Origin of the sequence: Salipiger thiooxidans, assembly GCF_900102075.1 — a bacterium.
Taxonomy (GTDB): domain Bacteria; phylum Pseudomonadota; class Alphaproteobacteria; order Rhodobacterales; family Rhodobacteraceae; genus Salipiger; species Salipiger thiooxidans.
The window spans coordinates 69,210-94,878 of record NZ_FNAV01000004.1 but is presented as its reverse complement, the minus strand read 5'-3'; the positions used below and the strand labels follow the sequence as shown (position 1 = coordinate 94,878).

Annotated in this window: 23 protein-coding genes; 15 read left to right on the top strand and 8 right to left on the bottom strand. The window is 68.1% G+C overall.

Annotation, left to right across the window (positions count from 1 at the left end; translation table 11 throughout):
• Window positions 1–91: 91 nt before the first annotated feature.
• Window positions 92–991 carry a phosphonate ABC transporter substrate-binding protein gene (gene phnD / locus BLQ77_RS06810; protein ID WP_089957079.1) on the bottom strand — a complete coding sequence of 300 codons (900 nt, stop codon included), beginning with the start codon at window positions 989–991 and terminating at the stop codon, window positions 92–94.
• Window positions 992–1,050: 59 nt separating this feature from the next.
• Window positions 1,051–1,869 carry a phosphonate ABC transporter ATP-binding protein gene (gene phnC / locus BLQ77_RS06805; RefSeq protein ID WP_089957075.1) on the bottom strand — a complete coding sequence of 273 codons (819 nt, stop codon included), beginning with the start codon at window positions 1,867–1,869 and terminating at the stop codon, window positions 1,051–1,053.
• A gap of 299 nt (window positions 1,870–2,168) precedes the next feature.
• Between phnC and BLQ77_RS06800 the strand changes: the two genes are divergently transcribed.
• The 7 genes from BLQ77_RS06800 (at window position 2,169) to BLQ77_RS06770 (ending at window position 10,134) form a co-directional block, all read left to right on the top strand.
• Window positions 2,169–3,560: a hypothetical protein gene (locus BLQ77_RS06800; RefSeq protein WP_089957071.1), complete on the top strand. Its 1,392-nt coding sequence runs from the start codon at window positions 2,169–2,171 to the stop codon at window positions 3,558–3,560.
• Between the two features lie 70 nt (window positions 3,561–3,630).
• On the top strand, window positions 3,631–4,692 hold the full coding sequence (locus tag BLQ77_RS06795; RefSeq protein WP_089957068.1) for a dipeptidase: 1,062 nt from the start codon (window positions 3,631–3,633) through the stop codon (window positions 4,690–4,692).
• 79 nt (window positions 4,693–4,771) lie between these two features.
• The gene (locus BLQ77_RS06790; protein ID WP_089957064.1) at window positions 4,772–6,373 is read left to right on the top strand and encodes an ABC transporter substrate-binding protein; all 1,602 of its coding nucleotides are present in this window, start codon (window positions 4,772–4,774) and stop codon (window positions 6,371–6,373) included.
• Between the two features lie 54 nt (window positions 6,374–6,427).
• Window positions 6,428–7,489: an ABC transporter permease gene (locus tag BLQ77_RS06785; protein ID WP_089957060.1), complete on the top strand. Its 1,062-nt coding sequence runs from the start codon at window positions 6,428–6,430 to the stop codon at window positions 7,487–7,489.
• Window positions 7,486–8,418, top strand: coding sequence for an ABC transporter permease (locus tag BLQ77_RS06780; RefSeq protein ID WP_089957056.1), 933 nt, complete (start codon window positions 7,486–7,488; stop codon window positions 8,416–8,418). The genes BLQ77_RS06785 and BLQ77_RS06780 overlap by 4 nt, the downstream gene beginning before the upstream one ends.
• Window positions 8,419–8,527: 109 nt before the next feature.
• Complete coding sequence (locus tag BLQ77_RS06775; protein ID WP_089957052.1) at window positions 8,528–9,385, top strand: ABC transporter ATP-binding protein; 858 nt, start codon at window positions 8,528–8,530, stop codon at window positions 9,383–9,385.
• The gene (locus BLQ77_RS06770; protein ID WP_089957049.1) at window positions 9,382–10,134 is read left to right on the top strand and encodes an ABC transporter ATP-binding protein; all 753 of its coding nucleotides are present in this window, start codon (window positions 9,382–9,384) and stop codon (window positions 10,132–10,134) included. Before BLQ77_RS06775 ends, BLQ77_RS06770 begins: the two co-directional genes overlap by 4 nt.
• 261 nt (window positions 10,135–10,395) lie before the next feature.
• Here BLQ77_RS06770 and BLQ77_RS06765 read toward each other — a convergent pair whose 3' ends face one another.
• From BLQ77_RS06765 to BLQ77_RS06740, 6 genes are all read right to left on the bottom strand, one after another.
• On the bottom strand, window positions 10,396–11,424 hold the full coding sequence (locus BLQ77_RS06765; RefSeq protein ID WP_089957045.1) for an Atu2307/SP_0267 family LLM class monooxygenase: 1,029 nt from the start codon (window positions 11,422–11,424) through the stop codon (window positions 10,396–10,398).
• A gap of 99 nt (window positions 11,425–11,523) precedes the next feature.
• A complete protein-coding gene (locus BLQ77_RS06760) occupies window positions 11,524–12,165 on the bottom strand; it encodes an aspartate/glutamate racemase family protein (RefSeq protein WP_089957042.1) in 642 nt (213 codons plus the stop codon).
• A gap of 1 nt (window position 12,166) precedes the next feature.
• On the bottom strand, window positions 12,167–13,003 hold the full coding sequence (locus tag BLQ77_RS06755; RefSeq protein ID WP_089957038.1) for an ABC transporter permease: 837 nt from the start codon (window positions 13,001–13,003) through the stop codon (window positions 12,167–12,169).
• A gap of 52 nt (window positions 13,004–13,055) precedes the next feature.
• Window positions 13,056–13,910 carry an ABC transporter permease gene (locus BLQ77_RS06750; RefSeq protein ID WP_089957034.1) on the bottom strand — a complete coding sequence of 285 codons (855 nt, stop codon included), beginning with the start codon at window positions 13,908–13,910 and terminating at the stop codon, window positions 13,056–13,058.
• Window positions 13,911–14,033: 123 nt separating this feature from the next.
• On the bottom strand, window positions 14,034–15,299 hold the full coding sequence (locus tag BLQ77_RS06745; protein ID WP_008886299.1) for an ABC transporter substrate-binding protein: 1,266 nt from the start codon (window positions 15,297–15,299) through the stop codon (window positions 14,034–14,036).
• 57 nt (window positions 15,300–15,356) lie between these two features.
• The gene (locus BLQ77_RS06740; protein ID WP_040384459.1) at window positions 15,357–16,328 is read right to left on the bottom strand and encodes an ABC transporter ATP-binding protein; all 972 of its coding nucleotides are present in this window, start codon (window positions 16,326–16,328) and stop codon (window positions 15,357–15,359) included.
• A gap of 247 nt (window positions 16,329–16,575) precedes the next feature.
• On the opposite strand from BLQ77_RS06740, the gene BLQ77_RS06735 reads away from it, so the two are divergent.
• The 8 genes from BLQ77_RS06735 (at window position 16,576) to BLQ77_RS06700 (ending at window position 25,666) form a co-directional block, all read left to right on the top strand.
• The gene (locus tag BLQ77_RS06735) at window positions 16,576–17,265 is read left to right on the top strand and encodes a GntR family transcriptional regulator (protein WP_008883639.1); all 690 of its coding nucleotides are present in this window, start codon (window positions 16,576–16,578) and stop codon (window positions 17,263–17,265) included.
• Window positions 17,262–18,080, top strand: a complete 819-nt coding sequence (locus BLQ77_RS06730; protein WP_089957030.1) for a GNAT family N-acetyltransferase — start codon at window positions 17,262–17,264, stop codon at window positions 18,078–18,080. Before BLQ77_RS06735 ends, BLQ77_RS06730 begins: the two co-directional genes overlap by 4 nt.
• Before the next feature lie 95 nt (window positions 18,081–18,175).
• Entirely contained in the window at window positions 18,176–18,760 is a 585-nt protein-coding gene (locus BLQ77_RS06725; RefSeq protein ID WP_008885510.1) for an ANTAR domain-containing response regulator, read from the top strand.
• On the top strand, window positions 18,757–19,932 hold the full coding sequence (locus BLQ77_RS06720; protein ID WP_089957027.1) for a CmpA/NrtA family ABC transporter substrate-binding protein: 1,176 nt from the start codon (window positions 18,757–18,759) through the stop codon (window positions 19,930–19,932). Before BLQ77_RS06725 ends, BLQ77_RS06720 begins: the two co-directional genes overlap by 4 nt.
• A gap of 281 nt (window positions 19,933–20,213) precedes the next feature.
• The gene (locus tag BLQ77_RS06715; RefSeq protein ID WP_089957023.1) at window positions 20,214–21,575 is read left to right on the top strand and encodes a CmpA/NrtA family ABC transporter substrate-binding protein; all 1,362 of its coding nucleotides are present in this window, start codon (window positions 20,214–20,216) and stop codon (window positions 21,573–21,575) included.
• A 202-nt stretch (window positions 21,576–21,777) separates the two neighbouring features.
• Complete coding sequence (locus BLQ77_RS06710) at window positions 21,778–22,860, top strand: ABC transporter permease (protein WP_040384099.1); 1,083 nt, start codon at window positions 21,778–21,780, stop codon at window positions 22,858–22,860.
• A gap of 100 nt (window positions 22,861–22,960) precedes the next feature.
• Window positions 22,961–24,655, top strand: a complete 1,695-nt coding sequence (locus BLQ77_RS06705) for an ABC transporter ATP-binding protein (RefSeq protein WP_089957020.1) — start codon at window positions 22,961–22,963, stop codon at window positions 24,653–24,655.
• A 69-nt stretch (window positions 24,656–24,724) separates the two neighbouring features.
• On the top strand, window positions 24,725–25,666 hold the full coding sequence (locus tag BLQ77_RS06700; protein ID WP_008884448.1) for a GAF domain-containing protein: 942 nt from the start codon (window positions 24,725–24,727) through the stop codon (window positions 25,664–25,666).
• Window positions 25,667–25,669: the final 3 nt, after the last annotated feature.

Sequence of the window (25,669 nt, the reverse complement as noted above, 5' to 3'; positions counted from 1 at the left end):
CGGAGGCGTGTGCGGCGGTAAGGTCTCCGCCGTCGGTCACGCGGCGCGAAAAGGCCCCGTCACGCGGACGGGGCCTTGGCACGGGTCTCGATCAGTTGATCTTCGACTGGCGGGCAGCGACGATCGACTCGTACTCGGCGTGAGTCACCGGGATGAAGTCCTTGGCGTCGCCTGCGGCCACGCCGTAGGCGCAGTCGGGGTCTTCTTCCCAGAGGTTCGCGGTCAGCTCGGTGACCGCGTCCTTGACGTCCTGCGGCAGCGCCTTGCGCAGCACGAACGGACCTTCGGGGATGATCTTGGACTGCCAGATCTGCACGAGGTCGTTCATGTCGACGAGGCCGGCATCGCTGGCCTTGCGCAGCGCGCCCGAGTTGTAGCCGTCTTCCCATGCGCCCTGGCCGTCGGCCCAGGTCACGCCGGCGTCGACGTCACCGTTGTTGACGGCAACGATGGTCTGTTCGTGGCCGCCGGTGAAGACGACGTCGCCGAAGTAGCTGCCCGGCTCCATCGAGTAACCCGCGGCGTCGATCTCGATCGAGGGGATCAGGTAGCCCGAGGTCGAGTTCGGGTCACCGAAGCCGAAGTTCTTGCCCTTGAGGTCGTCGAGCGAGGTGATGCCGCTGTCGGCGCGGGCGAACCCGATCGAGTAGTAGCCGATCGAGCCGTCCTCGTTCTGCTTCACCAGCACCGGCTCGACCGCTTCGGGGTCGGCGATGTAGGTGCCGGCATAGGACGAGGCGCCCATCCACGCCGCGTCGATGGTGCCGCCGAGCAGGCCCTGCATCACGCCGTTGTAGTCGGCGGGAGTGAAGACCTTGACCTCGACGCCGAGCGCTTCGGCGATCTTGTCGGCGTAGCACTGGTTGCTGGCCAGACGGTCCTGAGCGTTCTCGCCGCCGAGGATGCCGAGACGGAATTCGGTGATCTCCTGCGCGGAAGCGGCCGAGCAGAGGGCGGTGGTGGCCAGAGCGGCCGCGATGAGTTTCTTCATGGTTCTTCCCCTTTTTGACACTGAGGGACCCGTCCCTGTTGGGCCCCATGGAAGCTGGATCAGAGCGCCACCTCGGCGTGCCGGATCTCGGTCACGGCCACGGGCTCGCGGATTTCGGTGGAGGTGGCGTCCTCGGAAAAATCCGAGCCCGCCCCGTAGATGTCGCGGGCGACGCCGGTGGTGAGCTGCGCGGGCGTGCCATCGAAGACGATGCGCCCGTCGCGCATCCCGATCACCCGGTCGCAGTAGCGCCGCGCGGTGTCGAGCGTGTGCAGGTTGGCGATGACCATGCGGCCGTCCTCGTCATGGATGCGGCGCAGCGCCTTCATGACGATCTGCGCGTTCATCGGGTCGAGCGAGGCGATGGGCTCGTCGGCGAGGATCACCTTGGGGTCCTGCATGAGCGCGCGCGCGATGGCGACGCGCTGCTGCTGGCCGCCCGAGAGCGCCTCGGCGCGCTTGGCGGCGTGGGCGGCGATGCCCAGACGCTCGAGGATGTCGATGGCGCGGTGGATGTCCTCGCGCGGGTAGAGGTTGAACATGGTCGACAGCACCGGGCGCTTGGCCAGTGTGCCGTGCAGCACGTTCGACACCACGTCCATGCGCGGCACGAGGTTGAACTGCTGGAAGATCATCGCGCAGTCCGACTGCCACGCCCGCTTGTCGGCGCCCTTCAGCGCCAGCACGTTGCGGCCCTCGAAGCGGATCTCGCCCTCGCTGGCGTCGGTCAGCCGGTTCATCATGCGCAGGAAGGTCGACTTGCCGGCGCCCGAGCGGCCGATGATGCCGATCATCAGCGGGCGGTCGACGGTGAAGCTCGCGTTGTCCACGGCCGTATTGGCGCCAAAGCGCTTCGTCAGCTGGTCTACGACGAGCATGCATCCCCCTGCGTGTCCTGTTCCGGGAAGACGTATAAGCGCCCGCAGGTATCGGCTTCGTGTCGCGGCCATGTCGGAAAGGTCACCGGTGGATGAAGCTTTGACGACAGCCCCGCGCACCGCCGCTGACGTCAGGTGATTGCGCCGGGGGCGAATGCTGGTCTAAAAGGTCACGAGTCCTTACCGATCTGGCCCCGTCCGCGCCCCGTGCCCGGCCCCGGTCCGAAGCGCCGGACGCGACAGACACAGCAAAGGCCCCGGATCGCCCCATGCGACAGTCCCCGGAGCGCGGCCCGGCCATGACCGCCCCCCTTCTTCACCGCCTGACCGGGCTCCTGCTGATATCCGTGACGGCGCTCGTGGCGATCCGCGAATGGGGGCGCACCGATGCGCTCGATCCGCTGGCCTACCTGCTCTGGGTGATCCTCGTGGGGGCGCTGTTCCTGCAGGTCAGACCCGGCCGCAAGGCCTTTGTCTACGTGGCGCTGGCGCTGACCGCGGCGCTGATCATGAAGGGCGGAGACTGGCGCGGCACCATCACCGCCGCGATGCACTCGGGCACCTTCATCGCCGCCTTCTTCACCGCGCTGGCCACGCTGCGCGCCGCCGCCGAGCCGTCCGAGGCGATCCGTGCCGGCGGCTCGTTCCTGTCGCGCCAGCCGCCGGGCAAGCGCTATCTCGCGCTGACGCTGGGCGGGACCGCCTTTGCGCTGCTGCTGAACTACGGCTCGATCGCGCTTCTGGGCTCGCTCGCCACCGCCGCCGCCCACGAGGAGCCGGACGAGGAGATCCGCAACCACCGCCGCCGCCGCATGCTGCTGGCGATCCAGCGCGGCTTCGTCGTCTCGCTGCCGTGGTCGCCGCTGTCCTTCTCTGTCGCCATCTCGACCGCGCTGATCCCCGGCGCAAGCTGGGGCGGTGTCGTGCTGCCCTGCTTCATCACCGCCGTCATCATGACGCTGCTGGGCTGGGGGCTCGACACGCTCTTCAAGCCGCGGCTGTCGCACCCGCTGCCGCCGCGCGGCAAGCCCGAGGGCTCGTGGGCCCTGATGCTGCCGCTGCTGGCCCTGCTGGCGATCCTCGCGACCAGCGTCGTCATCCTCGGCGCCATCACCGGCATCCGCGTCATCGGCCTCGTGCTGGTGATCGTGCCGATCATGGCGTTCGTCTGGACATGGCTGCAGGCCCGTGACGGCGGCACACCGCTGGGCGAGCGCCTGCGCGACTACACCTTCCGCGACATGCCGGGCTACCGCTCCGAGGTGCTGCTGCTGATGATGGCGGGCTACATCGGCACCGTCGGCGCGCCGCTGCTGGCACCGCTGGTCAAGGCGAGCGGCTTCCACCCCGAGGACCTGCCGCACTGGCTGGTGCTGGCCGGGCTCATCTGGGTCATCCCGCTGTGCGGCCAGTTCGCGATGAACCCGATCCTTGCGGTCACGCTGATCGCGCCGCTGCTGCCGACGCCGGCCGAGCTGGGCGTGAGCCCCGCGGTGCTGGTCTCGGCGATCTGCGCGGGCTGGGCGCTTGGCGGCATCAGCTCGCCCTTCACCGCCACGACGCTGCTGATCGGCTCCTTCGGCAACGTCAGCGCCCGCCACGTCGGGTTGCGCTGGAACGGCACCTACATGCTGGTCTGTCTGGTGGCACTTCCGCTCTGGGTCCTGGCCTATGCCTACCTGCTGAGCTGAACCCACTTGCAGGCGAACAATTCGCGGTGCCAGTCTCCTGTCAGTACAGGAAACCGGAGCACCGCACAGAATGACCGCCGCCCCCACGACCCCGCCGATCTTCGATGGCCACAATGACCTGATCCTGCGCCTGCTGCGCGGGGCCGCAACGGCAGAAGGAGTGGCGGCGGGGCTTCCCGATGGCCACATCGACCTGCCCCGCGCCATCAAGGGCGGCTTCGGCGGTGGCTTCTTCGCCATCTTCGTGGCCTCGCCCTCGAACCGCTCCGAGCGGCAGGAAGAGATGACGCGGGCCGAGTACGACCTGCCCCTACCGCCGATGATCCCCTTCGAGGAAGGGCTCGAGACCACCCTGCGCGGCGCCGAGGCGCTCGAAGCGCTGGAGGCCGCGGGCGCGGTCACCATCTGCCGCACCGTCCCCGAGCTCGAGACCGCGATCCACGGCCCCAGGATGGCCGCGATCATGCACATCGAGGGTGCCGAGGGCATCGACCCCGAGTTCGAGACCCTGCACCAGCTGCACGCCCGCGGACTGCGCTCGCTGGGGCCGGTCTGGTCGCGCCCGACCATCTTCGGCCACGGCGTTCCGTTCCGATTCCCCTCGACGCCCGACACCGGTCCGGGGCTCACCGAGCACGGAAAGCGACTCGTCTCCGAGTGCAACAAGCTCGGAATCATGCTCGATCTGAGTCACCTGAATGAACAGGGCTTCGATGACGTGGCGTCCGCTTCGGACGCGCCGCTGGTCGCGACGCATTCCAACGCCTGGGCCGTCACGCCGCATTCGCGCAACCTAACCGACCGGCAACTCGGGATAATTGCCGAGAGTGACGGCATGGTGGGTCTCAACTTCGCCTCTGCCTTCCTGCGTCCCGACGGCCAGATGGACAGCGACTTTTCCCTTGACCTGATGCTCCGGCATATTGACCATTTGATCAAATTCCTGGGGGAGGACCGGGTGGGCTTCGGTTCCGACTTCGACGGGGCATTGGTGCCGAAGGACATCAGGGACTGCGCCGGGCTGCCTGCCCTGCGCGCCGCGATGACGTCCCACGGCATCGATTCCGTGCTGATGGAAAAGCTCTGCTACGGGAACTGGCTGCGCGTGCTGCGCCGGACCTGGCGCGACTGAGGGCAAGCGACACAAGACTGAACGGCACCGTAACAGCGGGCCGCAGAACCGACAGGATAACCAAGAGGGAGACCAAACCATGAAAACTTCACGCAGTTTCCAGGCCGCCGCGCTCACGGCGGTGCTGCTGGGCTCGGTGGCCCTGCCCGCCATGGCCGAGACCCCGCCCAACATGCTGGTGATCGCCAACCGGATCGACGACATCAAGACCCTCGACCCGGCGGAAAGCTTCGAGTTCGCGGGCGCCGACGTGTCGCGCAACGTCTACGAGAAGCTGGTCAACTTCGATCCGCTCGACCTCGAGGCGGGCTTCGAGCCGCAGCTCGCCGAAAGCTGGGAGATCTCCGAGGACGGCACCGAGATCACCTTCACCATGGCCGACGGCCACGTCTTCGCCTCTGGCAACCCGGTGACCGCCAAGGACGCCGAGTTCTCGCTGCGCCGCGCGGTGACCCTCAACAAGACGCCGTCGTTCATCCTCACCCAGTTCGGCTTCACCCCCGAGAACGTCGAGGAGACCATCGTCGCCACCGACGACAAGACGCTGGTCATCAAGCTCGACCAGAAATACGCGGTCTCCTTCGTGCTGAACTGCCTGACCTCCACCATCGGCGGCATCGTCGACATGGCGACGGTGATGGAGCACGAGACCGACGGCGACATGGGCGCCGAGTGGCTGCGCACCAACACCGCCGGCTCCGGCCCCTACAAGGTGGTGGACTGGAAGCCCAACGAGTCGGTCCTGATGGACCTCAACCCCAATTACGGCGGCGAGAAGCCGGCGATGGAGCGGGTGATCGTCCAGCACATCCAGGAATCCGCCACCCAGCGCCTGCAGCTCGAGCGCGGCGACATCGACATCGCCCGCAACCTCTCGCCCGAAGACATCGCCGCGGTGAAGGAGACCGACGGCCTGCAGGTCGTCGACGAGCTCAAGGGCCGGCTGATGTACTGGTCCGCCAACCAGAAGAACGAGATGCTCTCGGATCCCAAGGTGGTCGAGGCGCTCAAGTGGGCGACCGATTACGCCGGCATGTCGGGCAGCTTCCTCAACGGCCAGTACACCGTGCACCAGGCCTTCCTGCCGCTGACCTTCCTCGGCGCGCTCGAGGACAAGCCGTTCTCGTATGACATCGAAAAGGCCAAGGCGGCGCTCGCCGAGTCCGGCTTCCCCGACTGCGGCGCCATCGAGATCTCGGTGCGCGACGCGCAGGAGCGCATCGACATCGCCCAGTCGCTGCAGAACACCTGGAGTCAGCTCGGCTGCGACGTGTCGCTGATCGTCGGCACCGGCGCGCAGACGCTCGACCGCTACCGCGCGCGCGAGCACGACATCTACCTCGGCGCGTGGGGTCCGGACTATCCCGACCCCAACACCAACGCCGGCACCTTCGCCTATAACCCCGACAACTCGGACGAGGCCGGCGCCACCGGCCTGCTGGCATGGCGCAACGCCTGGGGCATCCCGGAGATGAGCGAGGAAACCCTCGCCGCCGTCACCGAGAACGACACCGACACCCGCAAGGAGATGTACCTGGCGCTGCAGAAGGAGCACCAGACCGTCTCGCCCTTCGGCATCATGTTCCAGCAGATCGAACAGCACGCGATGCGGGACAACGTCCAGAACTTCATCTCCGGGGGCGCCACCACGGCGGCGTCCTACTGGGTCGTGACGAAGTAAAGTCCTAGGGGCGGGCCACGGCGCCCGCCCCCCATTCCCGAGGACCGACCTCTTTTGCCCCAGAACAACGCCCCCGCACCCTACGCCCGGCGCTCTCCCTTCGCGCCGCGCTGGCCGCGAAAGCTGCTCGGCACGCTGCTGACCATCGCGGTCACGCTGCTCGGCCTGCTCTTCGTGACCTTCATGATCGGTCGCGTCATGCCCATCGACCCGGTGCTCGCGGTGATCGGCGAGCGCGCGACGCAGGCGCAGTACAACGCCGTCTACCTCGAGCTCGGCCTCGACAAGCCGCTGCTGGCGCAGTTCGCGATCTACGTGAACGACGTGCTGCACGGCGATTTCGGCACCTCCATCCGCACCGGCCAGCAGGTCTCGGACGACATCCGCCGGGTGTTCCCCGCGACGCTCGAACTGGCGACGCTGGGCACCCTGATCGGGGTCTTCATCGGCGTGCCGCTGGGCGTGCTGGCGGCGGTCTACCGCGGCACCTGGATCGACCAGCTGGCGCGCCTCGTGGGGCTCGTCGGCTATTCCATGCCGATCTTCTGGCTGGGGCTCGTGGGACTGCTGGTGTTCTACGGCATCCTCGGCTGGGTCGCGGGGCCGGGCCGGCTCGGCGTCTTCTACCAGGGCATCGTGCCCACCCGCACCGGCCTGCTGCTGCTCGACGCGGCGATCGCCGGCGACTGGACGGTGTTCAAGGACGCCTTCAGCCACATCATCCTGCCGGCCTCGCTGCTCGGGTATTTCTCGCTGGCCTACATCAGCCGCATGACCCGCAGCTTCATGCTCGAACAGCTGAATTCGGAATACGTCACCACCGCCCGGGTGAAGGGGCTCAGCGAATGGAACGTGGTCTGGCGCCACGCCTTCCGCAACATCCGCATCCAGCTGGTGACGGTGATCGCGCTGGCCTATGCCAACCTGCTCGAGGGTTCGGTGCTGACCGAGATCATCTTCGCCTGGCCCGGCATCGGCAGCTACATCACCACCTCGCTGCTCTCCAACGACATGAACTCGGTGCTGGGCGGAACCGTGGTGATCGGCACCATCTTCGTGGCGCTGAACATCTTCTCCGACCTGCTCTACCGCTTCTTCGACCCGAGGGCCAAATGAGCGACCGTCCGACCCCTTCCCCCCGCCCCGGCCTGCGCGCCTGGCTGCTCTCCGACGCCCCGAGCTCGCGCCGGCAGGCCCGCGCCGCCGCATGGTACACCGGCTGGCTGAAGCTGCGCGCCAACACGCTGGCGATGGCGGGGCTCGTCGTGCTGGTGCTGCTCATTGCCATGGCGCTCTTCGCGTCGCTCGTGGCCACGCAGGATCCCTTCGTGCAGGACCTCGGCGCGCGGCTGCTGCCGCCGGGCACCGACGCGCATCTCTTCGGCACCGACAGCCTTGGCCGCGACATCTGGTCGAGGCTGGTCTACGGCGCCCGCATCTCGCTCTACATCGTGGCGCTGGTGGCGCTGGTGGCGCCGCTGCTCGGTCTCATCATCGGGACGGTCGCGGGCTACATGGGCGGCATCGTCGACGTGGTGCTGATGCGTTTCACCGACATCTTCCTCGCCTTCCCGCGGCTGATCCTCGCGCTCGCCTTCGTGGCCGCCCTCGGCGCCGGCATCGAGAACGCGGTGCTTGCCATCTCGCTCACCGCCTGGCCGCCCTACGCCCGCATCGCCCGGGCCGAGACCCTGACCATCCGCAACTCCGACTTCATCCACGCCATCAAGCTGCAGGGCGCGGGCCCGATCCGCATCATCACCCGCCACGTCTGGCCGCTCTGCATCTCGAGCCTGGTGATCCGCGTCACCCTCGACATGGCCGGCATCATCCTGACCGCCGCGGGCCTCGGCTTCCTCGGCCTCGGTGCCCAGCCGCCGAGCCCGGAATGGGGCGCCATGGTCTCGGAGGGGCGCAAGTACATCCTCGACCACTGGTGGGTCGCCACCATTCCCGGTCTCGCGATCTTCACCATCTCGCTCGCCTTCAACCTGCTGGGCGACGGTCTGCGCGACGTGCTCGACCCCAAGGAGGCCGGCAAATGACCGCCCCCGCGCGACCCCGCCCCTTCATCTTGCCGGGCAAACTCCGGGGGAGTCGCCCCCCGGGCGACGGGGGCAGCGCCCCCGACCTCGGCCACCACGGGCAGCAGCCATGACCAATCTCCTCGACGTCGAAAACCTCCGCGTCAGCTTCCCCACCCGCTCCGGCCGCTTCGAGGCGGTGCGCGGCATCTCCTTCTCGCTGGGCCGCGAACGGCTGGGCATCGTGGGCGAATCCGGCTCCGGCAAGTCGATGACCGGCCGCGCCCTCCTGCGCCTCATCCGCAAGCCGGGCGAGGTCACCGCCGACCGCATGGAGATGGGCGGCACCGACCTGCGCACCGCCTCCGAAAAGCAGATGCGCAGGATCCGCGGCCGCCACGCCTCGATGATCATGCAGGACCCCAGGTTCTCGCTGAACCCGGTGATGACCGTGGGCCAGCAGATCACCGAGGCCCTGCTCACCCACGAGAAGATCTCCCGCGCCGAGGCCCGCACGCGCGCCATCGCCATGCTCCACGCGGTGGCGATCCGCGACCCCGAGCGGGTCATGGGGCTCTACCCGCACGAGGTCTCGGGCGGCATGGGCCAGCGCATCATGATCGCCATGATGCTGATCCCCGACCCCGAGATCCTGATCGCCGACGAGCCCACCTCCGCCCTCGACGTCTCGGTTCAGCTGCAGGTGCTCGAGATCATGGACAAGCTCGTCACCGACCGCGGCATGGGGCTGATCTTCATCAGCCACGACCTCAACCTCGTCTCCAACTTCTGCGACCGCATCCTGATCATGTACGCGGGCCGCATCGTCGAGGTCTGCGAGGCCGGCCGGCTGCACGAGGCGACCCATCCCTACACCAGAGGCCTGCTCAACTCCGTGCCCGATCTCGAACACCCCCGCCCCCGCCTCGACGTGCTGAGCCGCGATCCGCAATGGCGCGAGGCCGCCTCCGTGAGCGCCCTGCTATGAGCGCGATCTCGATCCGCGACCTGAACGTCTGGTTCGGCGAGGGCGCCGAGCAGGTCCGCGCCGTCAGGGGCGCCGCCTTCACCGTGGCTGAGGGCGAGAGCTTCGGCCTCGTCGGCGAATCCGGCTCGGGCAAGTCGACGGTGCTGCGCGCGCTGGCCGGGCTGGTGGACAGCTGGAGCGGCGACATGTCGGTGATGGGAACCCCGCTCGGCCGCCGCCGCGCGCCGGCCTTCTTCAAGACCGTGCAGATGGTCTTCCAGGATCCCTATGCCTCGCTGCACCCGCGCCACACGGTCGACCGGGTGCTGGGCGAGGTGCTGAAGCTGCACGGCTTCGGAGACATCGACGCCCGCATCGACCGGCTGCTCACCGACGTGGGCCTCGGCACCGGCTTCCGCTTCCGCTACCCGCACCAGCTCTCGGGCGGCCAGCGCCAGCGCGTCGCCATCGCCCGCGCCCTCGCCCCCGAACCGCGCATCGTGCTGCTCGACGAGCCCACGTCGGCGCTCGACGTCTCGGTACAGGCCGAGATCCTCAACCTGCTCTCCGATCTGCGGGCCGAACGCGGCCTGACCTACCTGATGGTGAGCCACGATCTCGGCGTCATCGGCCACATGTGCGACCGCATCGCGGTGATGCAGCACGGCGAGATCGTCGAGCTGCTGGACGTCGAGAAGATGCGCGCCCTCGAAGCCGGGCACAGCTACACGAAGCACCTCCTCGACAGCTCGATCCGCAGCATCCGCTGATCCGCCAGCCCCTGCGAGGGGCGGCCAGCGCCGGATGCCTCCGGCGGGAGTTTATTCGGCAAGATGAAGACACATGCCGCCCCGCGCCGGCCTCCGCCCTTCATCTTGCAAGGCAAACTCCGGGGGTGAGGCCGCAGGCCGAGGGGGCAGCGCCCCCCTCTTGCCTTGTCACGCTCGCCGCCTCCCAAATCCTTCATCGACGTATTCACGCGCAGCCAAGTCCCGCGATGATACCGCCGCAAGCAACGCCCGGACCGGCCTTCAGCCCGCCTTGCGCAGTTCCGGCGCGACCTTGGTGCCGAGCACCTCGATCGCCTTCAGCATCTCCGACTGCTCGATCACCCCGATCGCCATCTGGATGGTGACGCGATCAAAACCGAGGTCCTCGCGCAGCGACAGGATCTTGTCGACGATCTGCGCCGGCGAGCCCACGAACTGCGCGCCTTCCGGGCCGATGCCCGCCTCGAACTGCGCCCGGCTCTGCGGGCCCCAGCCGCGCTCGCGCCCGAGCTGGTCCATCACCGCCTTCTGCGCCGGGAAGAAGATGTCCGCCGCGCGCTTGCCGTCCTCGCCCACGAAGCCGTGCACGTTCAGCGACACCCGCGCCTTGTCCTCGTTGCCCGCCTGTGCGGCGGCGCGACGGTAGAGATCCGCCAGCGGCGCGAAGCGGCGCGGCTCGCCGCCGATGATCGCCAGCGCCAGCGGGCAGCCGAGCGCCCCCGCCCGGACCATGCTCTGCGGCGTGCCGCCCGCCGCCACCCAGACCGGCAGCGAGCCGTCCACCGGGCGGGGGTAGACCCCTTGCCGGTCGACCTTGGGCGTATGCGCCGTCCCCGGCCAGTTCAGCCGCTCCTGCTCGTTGATGGCGAGCAGCATGGCGAGCTTTTCCTCGAAGAGCGCGTCGTAGTCGTTCAGGTCGTAGCCGAAGAGCGGGAAGCTCTCGATGAAGCTGCCACGCCCGACCATCAGCTCGGCCCGCCCGTCCGAGAGGTTATCGACGGTGGCAAACTGCTGGAACACCCGGATCGGGTCGTCCGAGCTCAGCACCGAGACCGCCGAGCTCAGGCGGATGTTCTTCGTCACCGAGGCCGCCGCCGCCAGCACCGTGGAGGGCGACGAGATCGCGTAATTCGGCCGGTGATGCTCGCCCAGCCCGAAGACATCGAGCCCGACCTCGTCGGCGAGCCGTATCTCCTCGAGCAGGTCCTTCAGGCGCCGCCGCGCGTCGATGCGCTCGCCCGTGACGGGGTTGGTGCCGACGTCGCCGAATGTGTAGAGACCGATTTCCATGTCACGCTCCTTGTTCGGCGGGAACATAGCCCGCCGTGGCGCGAGCGAAAGCGTGAGCCGCCGCACAGGCCCTGTGCAGGCAGCCGCCGTCAGAGCCCGTCAGAGCCCGGCAAGCGCCTCGGCCAGCCGCGCCGCCGCGCGCACCCCGTCGACCACGCGCACCGGCATGCCCTCCTGCAGCGCCGCGTGATGGGTGCACATGCCGGCGCAGCCCAGCACCACCGCCTCCGCGCCCGCCGCGCCCAGCTTGGCGAGCCCCTTCCGAAGGTCCGCCAGCACCTGCGGCGCGCCCTCCTCCACCGCGAGCACGCCGTAGCCGCTCGGCCGCACCTCGGTGCAGGCCCCGGCAAAGCCCTGCGCCGCGATGTTGCCCGCGATCACCGGCACCGAGACCGCGAGCGTGGTCAGCACCGCGAAGCGCGCCCCGAGCAGCGTTGCCGCGTGGTAGCCCGCCTGTCCGATGCCGATCACCGGGCAATGCGCCGCGGCCCGCGCCTCGGCCAGTCCGGTGTCGTCGAAGCAGGCGATGACGATGGCCCGCGCGCCCGCCGCCTGTGCCGCCGGCAGCAGCGCCAGCAGCCCCGGCACCGCCGCCTCGCCATCCTCGGCGCCCTGGATCGCCACCGGACCCTCCGCGTTGGTCCAGCCCTCGATCGCCACCCCGGGCAGCGCCCCGCGCGCCGCGGCCACGATGCTCTCGGTCATGTGGGCCGAGGAATTCGGGTTGATGAAAAGGATCACCTCAGAGGCCCTTGCCCGCGTCCGACCCGAGCCGCGCCCGCCGCTTGCCCAGCCCCCAGACGGTGACGATGAAGGCCCCGATGATGAGGAAGGAGAACAGCGTCGTCAGCGTGCCCAGCGCGTAGATCACCGGCGTGGTGACGTTGGTGGTCATGCCGAAGATCTCGAGCGGCAGGGTGTTGTAACTGCCCGATGTGAGCAGGGTCCGGGCGAACTCGTCGTAGCTCAGCGTGAAGCCGAAGAGCGCCACCCCGATCAGCGAGGGCGCGATGATCGGCAGCACCACGAAGCGGATGGTCTGCCACGCGCTGGCGCCCTGGTCGCGGGCGGCCTCCTCGTAGGAGCGGTCGAAACGGTTGAAGACCGCGAACATGATGAGCAGGCCGAAGGGCAGCGTCCAGGTCAGCTGCGAGCCGAAGCCCGAGGTCGCCCAGTGCACCCGCAGACCGAACTGGTTGAAGATCAGCCCCACGCCCAGCGAGATCAGGATCGAGGGAATGACCAGCGACGCGATGATCAGGTAGAAAAGCGCCCCCGACCCGGCAAAGCGCTTGCGGAAGGCGAGCCCGCCCATCACCGAGACCACGACGGTGGTGACCATGACCATCAGCCCCAGCGCGAGGCTGCGGCGGAAGGCGCCCCAGATGTCTCCCACCGCCTGCTCCTCGAAGAGGTCGCGGAACCAGTGCAGCGAGACGCCGTTCATCGGGAAGGTCAGACCGCCCTGCGGCCCCTGGAAGCTCAGCACGCCGATGGTCAGCGTCGGGCCGTAGAGGAACAGGATGAAGAGCGCGAAGAAGGCGGTCAGCACGTAGAAGGAGCGGGAACGCTTTTCCATGTCAGCTCTCCTTGCGGGCACGCGCGGCGCGGGTTGCGATGAGGGGCATGGCTCAGAGCTCCTTCCGGATGTCGACGAAGCGCAGCAGGATGCCGATCACGATCAGCACCGTGCAGAGCAGCACCACGGCGGTGGCCGCGGCAGAGGGATACTGCAGCAGCGAGATGTCGTTCGAGATCAGCCGGCCGACATTGGCCTTCTGCGAACCGCTCATGAAGCGCACGGTGATGAAATCGCCCATGATCAGCGTCAGCACGAAGATGGTGCCGATCATGATCCCGGGCTTGGTCAGGGGCACGATCACGTGCATCAGCGTCTGCCAGCCGCTCGCGCCGTTGTCGTAGGCCGCCTCGATCAGCGAGCGGTCGATGCGCATCATGGTGTTGAAGATCGGCACCACCATGAACAGCGTGTAGAGATGCACGAAGGCAAGGATCACCGAGAAATCGGAATAGAGCAGCCACTCCAGCGGCGCGTCGATCAGCCCGAGGTCGATCAGCGTGCTGTTGGCGATGCCGTTGCGCCCGAGGAACGGGATCCACGAGATCATCCGGATGATGTTCGATGTCCAGAACGGGATGGTGCACAGCAGGAACAGCGCAATCTGCACCGTCTGCGAGCGGATGTGGAAGGCCAGGTAATAGGCCACCGTGAAGCCGATCAGCAGGGTCAGCGCCCATGTGATCGCGGCATATTTGAAGGTGGCGAGGAACACCCGGTAGGTCACGTCCGAGCCGAACAGGAACGCGTAGTTCTCCATCGAGAACGCCGGGATGATCGAGAACTCGGTGGCCTGCCAGAAGCTCACTGTCACGATGGTCGCGATCGGCAGGATCAGGAACCCCGCGAGGATCAGCGATAGCGGCGCGGCCTGCAGCCAGCCCGTCACATGGCGGTTCTTCAGCATTTCGGATCAGCCCCTCGGCACATGGCCCCTGTCTTCATCTTGCCCCTGAACTCTCGGGGGGTCCGGGGGGCGGAAGCCCCCCGGCCGGTCGCCGGCGTCAGCCGGCGAAACCGCTCGTCACGCTCAGGACGCGATGAACTCGTTCCACTTGCGGACCATGTACTGGTTCTCGTCCATGACGGCGTTCCAGCAGGCGACCGAGCCCATGCGGTCGTAGAACGAGCCGCCGTCGCGGGTGTCGCCGGCCTGCGCCAGCACGTCGCCGAAGGGCGAGGTGATCTCGGCGGTGGCTTCCTTGCCCTCGAACCAGTAGCCCCACTCGTTCTCGGACATGAACTCCTTCGAGGTGTCGGGCACCGCCGAGTAGTAGCCCTGGCGCATCAGGAAGCCGCCGACCCAGCCCGAGAGGTACCAGTTGATGTAGTCGTAGGCCGCGTCCAGCTCCATGCCGGTCAGCGACTTCGACAGGCCGATGCCGCCGCCCCACGAGCGGTAGCCCTCTTCCAGCGGCTGGTAGACGCAGTCGATGCCGCGCGACTTCACCGCGGTGATGGCGGGCGACCACATCGACTGGATCACTACCTCACCCGAGGCCATCAGGTTCACCGACTCGTCGAAGGTCTTCCAGAAGGCGCGGAACTGGCCGTTGCGCTTGGCCTCGGTGAAGATCGCGAAGGTCTTGTCGATCTCCTCGCGGGTCATGTTGCCCTTGTCGCCGTACTGGATCTCGCCCATCGACTCGCAGACCATCGCCATGTCCATGATGCCGATCGACGAGATGTCGAGGATCGAGGCCTTGCCCTTGAACTCGGGGTTCAGCAGCTCGGACCAGTTGTTGATCGGACGGCCGATGAGATCCGGGCGGATGCCCAGCGTGTCGGCGTTGTAGATCGTCGGGATCAGCGTCATCCAGTTGGTCTGCTCGGTGGCGAAGGTGGTCGACCCCTCGCCCTCGACGAAGCCCACGGTGTGCGGCGCGGTGCCCTGCGCGATCTCGGACTCGGGCGTCAGCTTGCCGTCCTTGAAGATGCCGACGATCTTGTCGTAGTTGGCGATCTTCGAGACATCCATCGCCTGCAGGTTGCCGGTCGGCCAGACCTTCTTGCAGATCCAGTACTCGATGTCGGCGATGTCGAAGCTGTCGGGCTGGGTCGCGGCGCGCTGGGTCACGCTGTCGGAATCGAGCGCGGTCATCTCGAGCGTGAAGCCGAGATCCTCCTTCACTTTCTGGCCCACCTCGTTGAGGTTCGACACGCCGGTGCCGAACTGGCGCAGGGTGATGTTCTTGATGTCCTGCGCCCACAGCATCGGGGCGGGCAGCGCCGATGCGGCGGCCGCGGCGGCGCCTCCCTTGAGCAGCGCACGGCGGGTGTATCCGGTTTTGGCCATGATTGGTCCTCTCTCCGTTGGACGGGTCTGATCTGTGGTGCGGACGTTGCGCGTCCGTCAGGCTTCGAGGCGGTGCAGCCGCCCTTCTTCCCAGGCGAGGCTGACCGCATCGCCGGGGCTTTTCGGATCCGCGAAGAACGCAGCCTCGGGCACGTAGGCGAGGATCTCCTGCTCGCCCATCGCCGCGGTCATCGCGACGTGGTGCCCCTGGTATTCGACGGTGCGCACGACCGCGGGCTGGCCCTGCGGCGCCAGCAGCACGTCGTCGGCGCGCAGCGCGTAGCGGCCGCCGTTCCACGACAGCACGTTGTGCCCGCCCATGAAGCGGGCAACGAACTCGGTGCGGGGGGCGGCGAAGACGTCGCGCGGGTGGCCCGCCTGCTCGATCACCGCGTTGTTCATCACCACGATCTCGTCGGCGAGCGCCAGCGCCTCGTCCTGGCCGTGGGTGACGTGGATGAAGGTGATGCCCAGTTCGCGCTGCAGACGCTTGAGCTCGGCCCGCACCCGGATGCGCAGGAACGGGTCCAGCGCCGAGAGCGGCTCGTCGAGCAGCAGCACCCGCGGCTTGGTCACCAGCGCCCGCGCCAGCGCCACCCGCTGCTGCTGCCCGCCCGACAGCTGTGCCGGCAGGCGCGCGGCGAGGTGGCCCATGTCCACGAGTTCGAGCATCTCGTCGGCGGCGCGGTGGCGCGTGGCCCTGTCCTCGCCCTTCATCCGCAGCGAGAACGCCACGTTGTCGCGCACCGAGAGGTGCGGGAACAGCGCATAGCTCTGGAACATCATGGCAGTGCCGCGCTTGGCGGGCGGCAGGTGCGCGATGTCCTGTCCCTGCAGCAGGATCGAGCCGTCGCTCACGTCCTCGTGCCCGGCGATCATGCGCAGCGTCGTGGACTTGCCGCAGCCGGACGGCCCCAGCAGGCAGACATAGGTGCCCTTGTTGAAGACGTGGTTGATGTCGCGCACCGCCACGGTGTCGCCGTAGCGCTTGGTCAGGTGCACGAGTTCGAGATCGTCTTCCGTCCGCATCATAGGCCCCCTGTTGCGATCTGTGCTCACGCTGCGGCAACACCCGGTTCGCAGGGAAAGGCTTTTCGCACCGGTGCCGGTGCCAGACCGGGAATGCCCGGGAATTCAGCTTATGCGACAGGATTGCGCACATGATTGAAGCGAGAATCGTATACAATCATGCTCACAAACGGCATGTGCCTCCCTTCGGCTTGAGAATCGCTGCCGCCGCCCCACAGTTGGCGGACAAGCTGACGGGACGAGAACCATGGCGCGGGCAGCGCAGAAAACCGAGAGCGGCGACGAGCGCATCGTCGACAGGATGGCGACGGCGATCCACGAACACCGGCTGGCGCCGGGCATGAAACTGAGCGAGGACGAGGTGGGCGAAGTCTACGGCGTCAGCCGCACCGTGGTGCGCGCGGCGTTGCAGAAGCTCGCGCACATGCACCTCGTGGACCTGCGCCGCAACCGCGGCGCCTTTGTCGCCCAGCCCACGGTCAAGGAGGCGCGCGAGGTGTTCGAGGCCCGCGCCCTGCTCGAACCGCGCACCGCACGCTCCGCCGCCGAGCGCATGACACCCGCCGCCCTCGCCCGCCTGCAGTCGCACATCGACGACGAGCACCGCGCGCTCGACGAGGGCGACACCGGCCGCGCGCTGCATCTGTCGGGGCTCTTCCATGTCGAGATCGCCCGCATCGCCGACCAGAAGACCGTCGAAGAGTTCATCGCCCAGCTGGTTTCGCGCTCGTCCCTGATCATCGCGCTCTACTGGCAGCGCCGCGCGGCGCTTTGCGAAAGTCACGCCCACCACGCGCTGCTGCAGGCCTTCGCCGCCGGAGACGGCACGCTGGCCGAGGACCTGATGAAGAGCCACTTGCTCGATCTGCTCACTTCGCTAGACCTGCGCGAGCGCGGCTCGGTGCCGCAATCGCTCAGGGAGGCACTATCGGAATGATGCGGACTGCGACGGCGGAAGAGGTCGGCCTGATCATCGACTGGGCGGCGGACGAGGGCTGGAACCCGGGCCTAGACGACGCGCGGGCCTTTCACGCTGCCGACCCGGTGGGGTTCTTCGTGGCCGAGGAGGACGGCGAGATCGTCGCCGCGATCTCGGTGGTCAACCACTCCGACAGCTTCGCCTTTCTCGGCCTCTACCTCTGCCGCCCGGACTGGCGCGGCAAGGGGGTGGCCTTCGCGCTCTGGAAACACGCGCTCGCGCATGCGGGCGAGCGCACCGTCGGGCTTGACGGCGTCGCCGAGCAGCAGGCCAACTACGCCCGCTCGGGCTTTGCGCTGACCGGCGCGACCTCGCGCTTCGAAGGCGCGGCACGGCCCGCCCCTGCCCTGCGCGGCGCCACGCCCGAAGACCTGCCCGCGCTCACCGCGCTCGACGAGACCGCGAACGGCATCACCCGCCCGCGCTTCCTCGGGGCGTGGCTGGCGGACTGCGACACCCGCCGCACGCTGGTGCTCGACGGGCCGGAGGGCCCCGCGGGCTTCGCCACCGCCCGGCTCTGCCGCGAGGGCTGCAAGATCGGCCCGGTGGTGGCGCCCGACGGCGAGACCGCGCTGGCGCTGGCCGATGCGGCCGCCGCCGCGCTCGGCGCAGAGGCCTTCATCCTCGACGTGCCCTCAGCGCAGGGCGGCTTCCGCGAGGCGCTCAAGGCGCGCGGCTTCGTCGCCACCTTCGAGACCGCCCGCATGTACCGCGGCACGCCCCCGGAGGCGGCCGACACACTCTATGCGGTCGCGACGCTCGAGCTCGGCTGACGCACTGCACAAGAAACGGGCACGCTGCCCGTTTGACAGGCCCCGGCGCGGGCGGCTGCTTTACTTCCGCCCGCCGCCCGGCCTTTTGTGGCGCCATGACCGCCGCACTTTCCATCGTTGTCGTCGAACCTGACCGCGACCGCGCGCTGCTGATCGTCGACAGCCTCCGCGATGCCGGAAACTACGACATTCACGTGATCTCAGAACCCACCGGGCTTGCTCGCCGCATCCAGGCGTTGAACCCCGACGTGGTGCTCATAGACATCGAGAGCCCCTCGCGCGACATGCTCGAAGAGCTGGCGCTGGCCTCGGGCCCGCACGACCGGCCGGTCGCCATGTTCGTCGACCGCGACGGCGCCGGCCTCACCGAGGCCGCCATCGAGGCCGGGGTCTCGGCCTATATCGTCGACGGCATGAAACCGCAGCGGGTGAAGCCGATCATGGACGCGGCCATTGCCCGCTTCCGCATGTTCCAGCGCATGCGCACCGAGCTTGCCGAGACCAAGCGGGCGCTGGAAGAGCGCAAGATGATCGACCGCGCCAAGGGCATGCTGATGAAGGCCCGCGGCATCAACGAAGACGAGGCCTACGCGCTTTTGCGCAAGACCGCCATGGACCAGGGCCGCCGGGTGGCCGAGGTCGCGGCGGCGCTGGTCACCGCGGCGGGACTGCTGGGATGATCGCGGCTCAGCTCTCTGTCGGCTTCCTGCCGCTGGTCGATGCCGCGCCGCTCATCGTGGCGCACGAGATGGGCTTCGCCGCCGAGGAGAGCATCGCGCTCGACCTGCGGCGCGCGCCGTCGTGGTCCTCGGTCCGCGATCTGCTGACCTTCGGCCGGGTCGAGGCCGCGCACATGCTCTCGCCCGTGCCCGTGGCCGCGGCCCTCGGGCTCGGCGGCACCGGCACGGCGCTCTCGGCGGTCTCGGTGCTGTCGGTCAACGGCAACTGCATCGGGGTCAGCAACGCGCTCGCCGCCAAGCTGCGCGCGCATGGCCACGACTTCGGCTTCCGCGACGCCCGCGCCGCCGGCGAGGCGCTGATCGCGGTCTGCGACCAGCCGCTGCGGCTGGGCGTGCCCTTCCCCTTCTCGATGCACGCCGAGCTGCTCTACTACTGGCTCTCGGCGCTGGGGCTCCCCGCCCCGCAGAGCGTCGATATCCGCACCGTGCCACCCTCGCTGATGGCCGACGCGCTCAAGGCCGGCGAGATCGACGCCTTCTGCGTCGGCGAGCCATGGGGGAGCATGGCGGTCGAGAACGGCGTCGGCACGCTGCTGCTGCCGGGCAACGCGATCTGGAAGTTTGCCCCCGAAAAGGTGCTGGCGGTCCGCAGCGACTGGGCCGCGGCCGAGCCCGACCTGCTCGGCCGGCTGATCCGCGCGACCTGGCGCGCCGGCCGCTGGCTGGCCGAACCCGGGGCGCCGACGCTCGCGGCCGAGCTGCTGAGCCGCAAGGAATACCTCGACCTGCCGCCCGAGATCCTCGACCGCGCGCTCACCGGGCGCATGGTGATCTCGCCGCAGGGCGAGGAACGCTCGGTCGAGGGCTTCGTCGAGTTCCACTGCAGCGCCGCGAACTTCCCGTGGCGCAGCCAGGCGGAGTGGATCGGCATGCAACTCGCCGCCCGCACCGGGCTCGACCGCACCACCGCCGCGCGCGCCGCGCGCGGGGTGTTCCGCAGCGATCTCTACCGCGAGGCGCTGAGACCGACCCGCGCCGACCTGCCCGGCGCCTCTTCGAAGATGGAGGGCGCGCTGAGCGAAGAGACCGCAGTGGCCTCGGTCGGGGGACGGCTCTTCCTCGGGCCGGATTCGTTCTTCGACGGCCGCATTTTCGAACCCTCGCGGAACTGACGCGACTTTTTTGTGCATCTGCAGCATGAACCGTTTTACCACCCGGTAAAAGATACGTCTTTCGTGCGTTTTCATTTGCCCGGCGCGCCGATTCACCCGCATAGAAGCTTCACGAAGCATGCAATGGCGCCTGCTTCCCGAAATTCTCCCAGCGTTTGGGATATCCGAGCAAAGCCGCTCGACTGCCGCGACCTTCCTCCGTCGCGGCCAGTCGGCGGCTTTTTTGTTTTTTCGGTCCGGGACGCAACATCCGGACCAGCACCCAGGGACGGAACGGACGAATGAAGAACCTTCTCCTCGCACTTACCGCCACCACGGCACTGTCCTCGCCGCTTCTCGCGCAGGACCTCGAAAAGGACGAGCTGACCTTCGGCTTCATCAAGCTCACCGACATGGCGCCCCTCGCGGTGGCCTACGAGCAGGGCTACTTCCTCGACGAAGGCCTCTTCGTGACGCTCGAGGCGCAGGCCAACTGGAAGGTGCTGCTCGACGGCGTGATCGGCGGCCAGCTCGACGGCGCGCACATGCTGGCCGGCCAGCCGCTCGCGGCCACCATCGGCTACGGCACCGAGGCGCATATCATCACCCCCTTCTCGATGGACCTGAACGGCAACGGCATCACCGTGTCGAACGCCGTCTGGGAAGAGATGAAGCCCAACATCCCGACCAACGCCGACGGCCTGCCGCAGCACCCGATCAGCGCTTCCGCGCTGGCGCCGGTGGTCGAGAAGTACCGCTCCGAGGGCAAGCCCTTCAACATGGGCATGGTGTTCCCGGTCTCGACCCACAACTACGAGCTGCGCTACTGGCTCGCCGCCGGCGGGCTCGAGCCCGGCTACTACTCGCCCGAAAACGTCACCGGCCAGATCGGCGCCGAGGTGCTGCTCTCGGTGACCCCGCCGCCGCAGATGCCCGCCACCCTCGAGGCCGGCACCATCTACGGCTACTGCGTGGGGGAGCCGTGGAACCAGGCGGCCGTGTTCAAGGGCATCGGCGTTCCGGTGATCACCGACTACGAGCTGTGGAAGAACAACCCCGAGAAGGTCTTCGGCATCACCGCCGAGTTCGCTGAAGAGAACCCGAACACCACCAAGGCCGTCGTCAAGGCGCTGATCCGTGCCGCCATGTGGCTGGACGAGAACGACAATGCCAACCGCATGGAAGCGGTGCAGATGCTCTCGCAGCCGGAATACGTGGGCGCCGACGCCGAGGTGATCGCCAACTCTATGACCGGCACCTTCGAGTACGAGAAGGGCGACAAGCGCGAGGTTCCCGACTTCAACGTGTTCTTCCGCTACAACGCCACCTACCCGTTCTACTCGGACGCGGTGTGGTACCTCACCCAGATGCGCCGCTGGGGCCAGATCCCCGAGGCCAAGCCGGACGCGTGGTACGACGAGATCGCCAGGTCGGTCTACAAGCCCGAGATCTACCTCGAGGCCGCCCGCGCGCTGGTCGACGAGGGGCTCGCCGACGAGGCCGACTTCCCCTGGGACAGCGACGGCTACAAGGACGCGACCCCGGCCGAGGACGTCATCGACGGCATCCCATACGACGGCAAGCAGCCCAACGCCTACCTCGAGAGCCTGCCGATCGGCCTGAAAGGTGAGCAGAAGGTCATCGGCAACGAGATCCAGGGCTGATGTTGCTTCCAGGCTGTGCCCTGACGGGCGCAGCCTGGGGGCGCTCCAGGACAGATGGCAGATGCACCTTCGGGTGCGCCTGCCGCCCCTTCCCCGAGCCCCACCTCCCCGAGTCCCACCTCCCGAGACGACAGACCACGGGACGGTGGGCGGGGCGATGCGCCCGCCCCGTCCCGATCCATCCAACCCCGAGGACCCTCCGATGACCACCGTCGATCCCGAATACGCCCGTGACGCCGCGCGCGAGGCCCGCCGGGCGCGCCTCTTCACCCGCATCAACAAGGCCGACGCATGGTTCCGCGTCCTCGGCCTCGCCTGGATCACCCCGATCCTGAAAGCCGCCGCCGGCGACAATCCCCGCGCCCAGATGAAGGACATCTGGCTGCTGCTGGGCGTGCCGCTGGTCGCCATCGTGGCCTTCCTGCTGCTCTGGGGCACGCTGGCGCCCAGGGTGCAGACCTCGCTCGGCGCCGTCCCCGGCCCGGCAGAGGTCTGGCACGAGGCCGTGCTCCTGCACCAGGACGCCGAAGCCAAGGCCGCGAAGAGGGAGAAGTTCGAGACCATGGTCGCGGCGCGCAACGAGAAGCTCATCGCCGCGGGCAAGGAAGACCAGGTCAAGGACGTCGCCTACACTGGCGCGCCAAGCTACTACGAGCAGATCTGGACCTCGATCAAAACTGTGTTCTTCGGCTTCCTGATCGGCTCCTGCGTCGCCATCCCGCTGGGCATCCTTGCCGGCCTCTCGCCCTACGCCAACTCGGCCATCAACCCGCTGGTGCAGATCTTCAAGCCGGTCTCGCCGCTGGCATGGCTGCCCATCGTGACGATGATCATCTCCGCCGCGGTGGCCACCAACGACGGGCTCTTCTCCAAGTCCTTCCTGATCTCGGCGATCACCGTGACGCTGTGTTCGCTGTGGCCGACGCTGATCAACACCGCGCTCGGCGTGGCCTCGATCGACAAGGACCTCGTCAACGTCTCGAAGGTGCTCAAGATGAACACCTGGACCAAGATCACCAAGCTGGTCCTGCCCTCGGCCCTGCCGCTCATCTTCACCGGCCTGCGCCTGTCGCTCGGGGTTGGCTGGATGGTGCTGATCGCCGCCGAGATGCTCGCCCAGAACCCCGGCCTCGGCAAGTTCGTGTGGGACGAGTTCCAGAACGGCTCTTCCTCGTCGCTGGCCAAGATCATGGTCGCGGTCTTCACCATCGGCATCATCGGCTTCCTGCTCGATCGCGTGATGTTCGCCCTGCAATCGCTCTTCACCTTCTCGAACAACCGCTGAACCGGTCCCGTCCGGAGACCATCGGCGCTCAGGCAGCGAAGCGATGGCGCAAGCAAGCCAGCGCTCAGGTCGCGAAGCGATAACGCGAAAGGATACCTCAATGAGCATTCTCAAGTTCGACAACGTCTCGAAGAGCTTCGGCGAAGGCACCCGCAGGACCGACGTCCTCAGGGACATCGACCTCGAGGTGAAGGAGGGCGAGTTCCTCGTGCTCCTCGGCTTCTCCGGCACTGGCAAGACCACCCTCATCAACCTGATGGCGGGGCTCGAGAAACCCACGAAGGGCAAGGTCACCTTCAAGGGCGCCGCGATCGACGGCCCAGGCCCCGAGCGCGGCGTGATCTTCCAGAACTACTCGCTGATGCCCTGGCTCACGGTGAACGGCAACGTCCGGCTCGCGCTCGACAGCGTCTTCCCGAAGATGCCCAAGGCCGAGAAGGACGCCACCGTCGCCAGGTACGTGAAGATGGTCGGCCTCTCCCACGCCACCACGCGCCGCCCGGCCGAGCTTTCGGGCGGCATGCGCCAGCGCGTCAACGTGGCGCGGGCGCTCGCCATGAGCCCCGAGGTGCTGCTGCTCGACGAGCCGCTCTCGGCGCTGGACGCGCTGACCCGCGCCAACCTCGCCGACGAGATCGAGCACATCTGGGAGCAGGACAAGAAGACCTGCGTGCTGATCACCAACGACGTGGACGAGGCGATCATGCTGGCCGACCGCATCATCGCGCTGAACCCGGACGGCACGCTGGGGTCCGAGTTCCCGGTCACCATCCCGCGCCCGCGCGACCGGGGCGAGATGAACCACGACGAAACCTTCAAGCGCCTGCGCGCCGAGGTCACGACCTACCTCATGGACGTGGGCATCAGCGCCAAGACCGAGGGCTCGCGCAACCTGCCCGACGTCACCCCGATCCACGGCGCGGCCTCGGACATCCCCGCGGCGGTGGCACAGGCGCAGGAAGGCATGATCGAGGAGCGCTTCCTGGACTTCTCGCAGCTGCACAAGATCTACCCCACCCCCAAGGGGCCGCTGACCGTGGTCGAGGATTTCAACCTCAAGGTCAACAAGGGCGAGTTCATCTCGCTGATCGGCCACTCGGGCTGCGGCAAGTCCACGGTGCTGACCATGGCCGCGGGCCTCAACAGCATCTCCAGGGGCGGCATCCGTCTCGACGGCCGCCACGTCGAGGGCGCCGATCCCGAGCGCGCCGTGGTGTTCCAGTCGCCGAACCTCTTCCCGTGGCTCACCGCCCGCGAGAACTGCGCCATCGGTGTCGACAAGGTCTACCCCCGCGCCAGCCAGGCCGAGCGCCAGGAGGTGGTCGAGTACTACCTCGAGCGCGTCGGTCTCGCCGATGCCATGGACCGCGGCGCCGCCGACATGTCGAACGGCATGAAGCAGCGCGTGGGCATCGCCCGGGCCTTCGCCCTCTCGCCGAAGCTGCTGCTGCTCGACGAGCCCTTCGGCATGCTCGACAGCCTCACCCGCTGGGAGCTTCAGGAGGTGCTGATGGAGGTCTGGTCGCGCACCAAGGTCACCGCGATCTGCGTCACCCATGACGTGGACGAGGCCATCCTGCTCGCCGACCGCGTGGTGATGATGACCAACGGCCCGCAGGCCACCATCGGCAAGATCGTCGATGTCGACCTGCCCCGCCCGCGCACCCGCAAGGCGCTGCTCGAGCACCCGGACTACTACCTCTACCGCGAGCAGGTGCTGAATTTCCTCGAGGAATACGAGCACGGCAAGCACGGCAAGACCGACGCGAAAGCCGAGAAGAAGAAGGCCGCCTGAAAGGCAGGTGCCCCGGACCACGCGCCGGGGCGCGACCCAACGCAACCTCTATGACAAGGGGGCAGATTCGTGGACACCGTTCTCGACGCACCTGTGAAGACCTTCATCCAGGTCACCGAATACTGGATACCCGAGGGGGACCGGCTGGTTCTCGCCACGGGCAATTACGGCGGGCTCGCCGCCTTCGAGGAGGCCACCCGCGCCATCAGCTTCGGCAAGGGCGAGGGCCTGCCGGGCAAGGCCTGGGCCGAAGAGCGCCCGGTGGTGCTCAAGGGCTTCGACGGCTCGTATTTCAAGCGCATCGAGGCCGCGGCCGAGGCCGGGCTGACCTCGGCCGTGGCGGTGCCGGTGTTCGACGGCGACACGCTCAGGGCGGTGCTGGTGGTGCTCTGCGGCGATGACGCGAACCGCACCGGCGCCATCGAGGTCTGGCACGAGGCCGACGGGCTTCTGATGCTCGACGACGGCTACTACGGCGCCGCCAAGCATTTCGAATGGGTGTCGCAGCACACGCATTTCCCGCGCGGCCAGGGCCTGCCCGGCGGCGTGTGGTCGGCCGAGACGCCGATGCTGTTCCGCGACCTCGGCTCGGGCTACCGCTTCATCCGCGCCGACAGCGCCGGCAAGGCCGGGCTGACCACAGGCCTCGGCCTGCCGATCCCGGTGCCCGGCGACAAGACCTTCGTGCTGACGCTGCTTTCGGCGCGCGGCACCCCCATCGCCCGCCGGTTCGAGATCTGGGACGCCCGGCCCGTGAAGGTCGGCAAGGACAAAGCCGCGATCCTCGTCGACGGCATCTGCGAGCGCGAGGGCGCGCTCTGGACCGACGACACGCAGGAGCCGCCGCGCCGCATCGCCGCCAATCAGGGCAACGTCGGCCGCGTGCTGGCCTCGGGCCTGCCCGAGATCTTCGCCGGCTCACCCAAGCTGACCGAGGGCTACGACGCCATGGTCGCCCTGCCCATCTACGACGACGGCGCCATCGCGCACATCGTCGCCTGGTACGTCTGAGAG

What these genes read in the sequence shown, in the direction of transcription:
- BLQ77_RS06780 (WP_089957056.1), top strand. Translation starts at nt 7,486, where the DNA reads ATGAGCGACCGTCCGACCCCTTCCCCCCGCCCCGGCCTGCGCGCCTGG.
- phnD (WP_089957079.1), bottom strand. Translation starts at nt 991, where the DNA reads ATGAAGAAACTCATCGCGGCCGCTCTGGCCACCACCGCCCTCTGCTCG.
- BLQ77_RS06740 (WP_040384459.1), bottom strand. Translation starts at nt 16,328, where the DNA reads ATGCGGACGGAAGACGATCTCGAACTCGTGCACCTGACCAAGCGCTAC.
- BLQ77_RS06790 (WP_089957064.1), top strand. Translation starts at nt 4,772, where the DNA reads ATGAAAACTTCACGCAGTTTCCAGGCCGCCGCGCTCACGGCGGTGCTG.
- BLQ77_RS06715 (WP_089957023.1), top strand. Translation starts at nt 20,214, where the DNA reads ATGAAGAACCTTCTCCTCGCACTTACCGCCACCACGGCACTGTCCTCG.
- BLQ77_RS06800 (WP_089957071.1), top strand. Translation starts at nt 2,169, where the DNA reads ATGACCGCCCCCCTTCTTCACCGCCTGACCGGGCTCCTGCTGATATCC.
- phnC (WP_089957075.1), bottom strand. Translation starts at nt 1,869, where the DNA reads ATGCTCGTCGTAGACCAGCTGACGAAGCGCTTTGGCGCCAATACGGCC.
- BLQ77_RS06725 (WP_008885510.1), top strand. Translation starts at nt 18,176, where the DNA reads ATGACCGCCGCACTTTCCATCGTTGTCGTCGAACCTGACCGCGACCGC.
- BLQ77_RS06750 (WP_089957034.1), bottom strand. Translation starts at nt 13,910, where the DNA reads ATGCTGAAGAACCGCCATGTGACGGGCTGGCTGCAGGCCGCGCCGCTA.
- BLQ77_RS06710 (WP_040384099.1), top strand. Translation starts at nt 21,778, where the DNA reads ATGACCACCGTCGATCCCGAATACGCCCGTGACGCCGCGCGCGAGGCC.
- BLQ77_RS06720 (WP_089957027.1), top strand. Translation starts at nt 18,757, where the DNA reads ATGATCGCGGCTCAGCTCTCTGTCGGCTTCCTGCCGCTGGTCGATGCC.
- BLQ77_RS06745 (WP_008886299.1), bottom strand. Translation starts at nt 15,299, where the DNA reads ATGGCCAAAACCGGATACACCCGCCGTGCGCTGCTCAAGGGAGGCGCC.
- BLQ77_RS06755 (WP_089957038.1), bottom strand. Translation starts at nt 13,003, where the DNA reads ATGGAAAAGCGTTCCCGCTCCTTCTACGTGCTGACCGCCTTCTTCGCG.
- BLQ77_RS06770 (WP_089957049.1), top strand. Translation starts at nt 9,382, where the DNA reads ATGAGCGCGATCTCGATCCGCGACCTGAACGTCTGGTTCGGCGAGGGC.
- BLQ77_RS06735 (WP_008883639.1), top strand. Translation starts at nt 16,576, where the DNA reads ATGGCGCGGGCAGCGCAGAAAACCGAGAGCGGCGACGAGCGCATCGTC.
- BLQ77_RS06765 (WP_089957045.1), bottom strand. Translation starts at nt 11,424, where the DNA reads ATGGAAATCGGTCTCTACACATTCGGCGACGTCGGCACCAACCCCGTC.
- BLQ77_RS06705 (WP_089957020.1), top strand. Translation starts at nt 22,961, where the DNA reads ATGAGCATTCTCAAGTTCGACAACGTCTCGAAGAGCTTCGGCGAAGGC.
- BLQ77_RS06775 (WP_089957052.1), top strand. Translation starts at nt 8,528, where the DNA reads ATGACCAATCTCCTCGACGTCGAAAACCTCCGCGTCAGCTTCCCCACC.
- BLQ77_RS06795 (WP_089957068.1), top strand. Translation starts at nt 3,631, where the DNA reads ATGACCGCCGCCCCCACGACCCCGCCGATCTTCGATGGCCACAATGAC.
- BLQ77_RS06730 (WP_089957030.1), top strand. Translation starts at nt 17,262, where the DNA reads ATGATGCGGACTGCGACGGCGGAAGAGGTCGGCCTGATCATCGACTGG.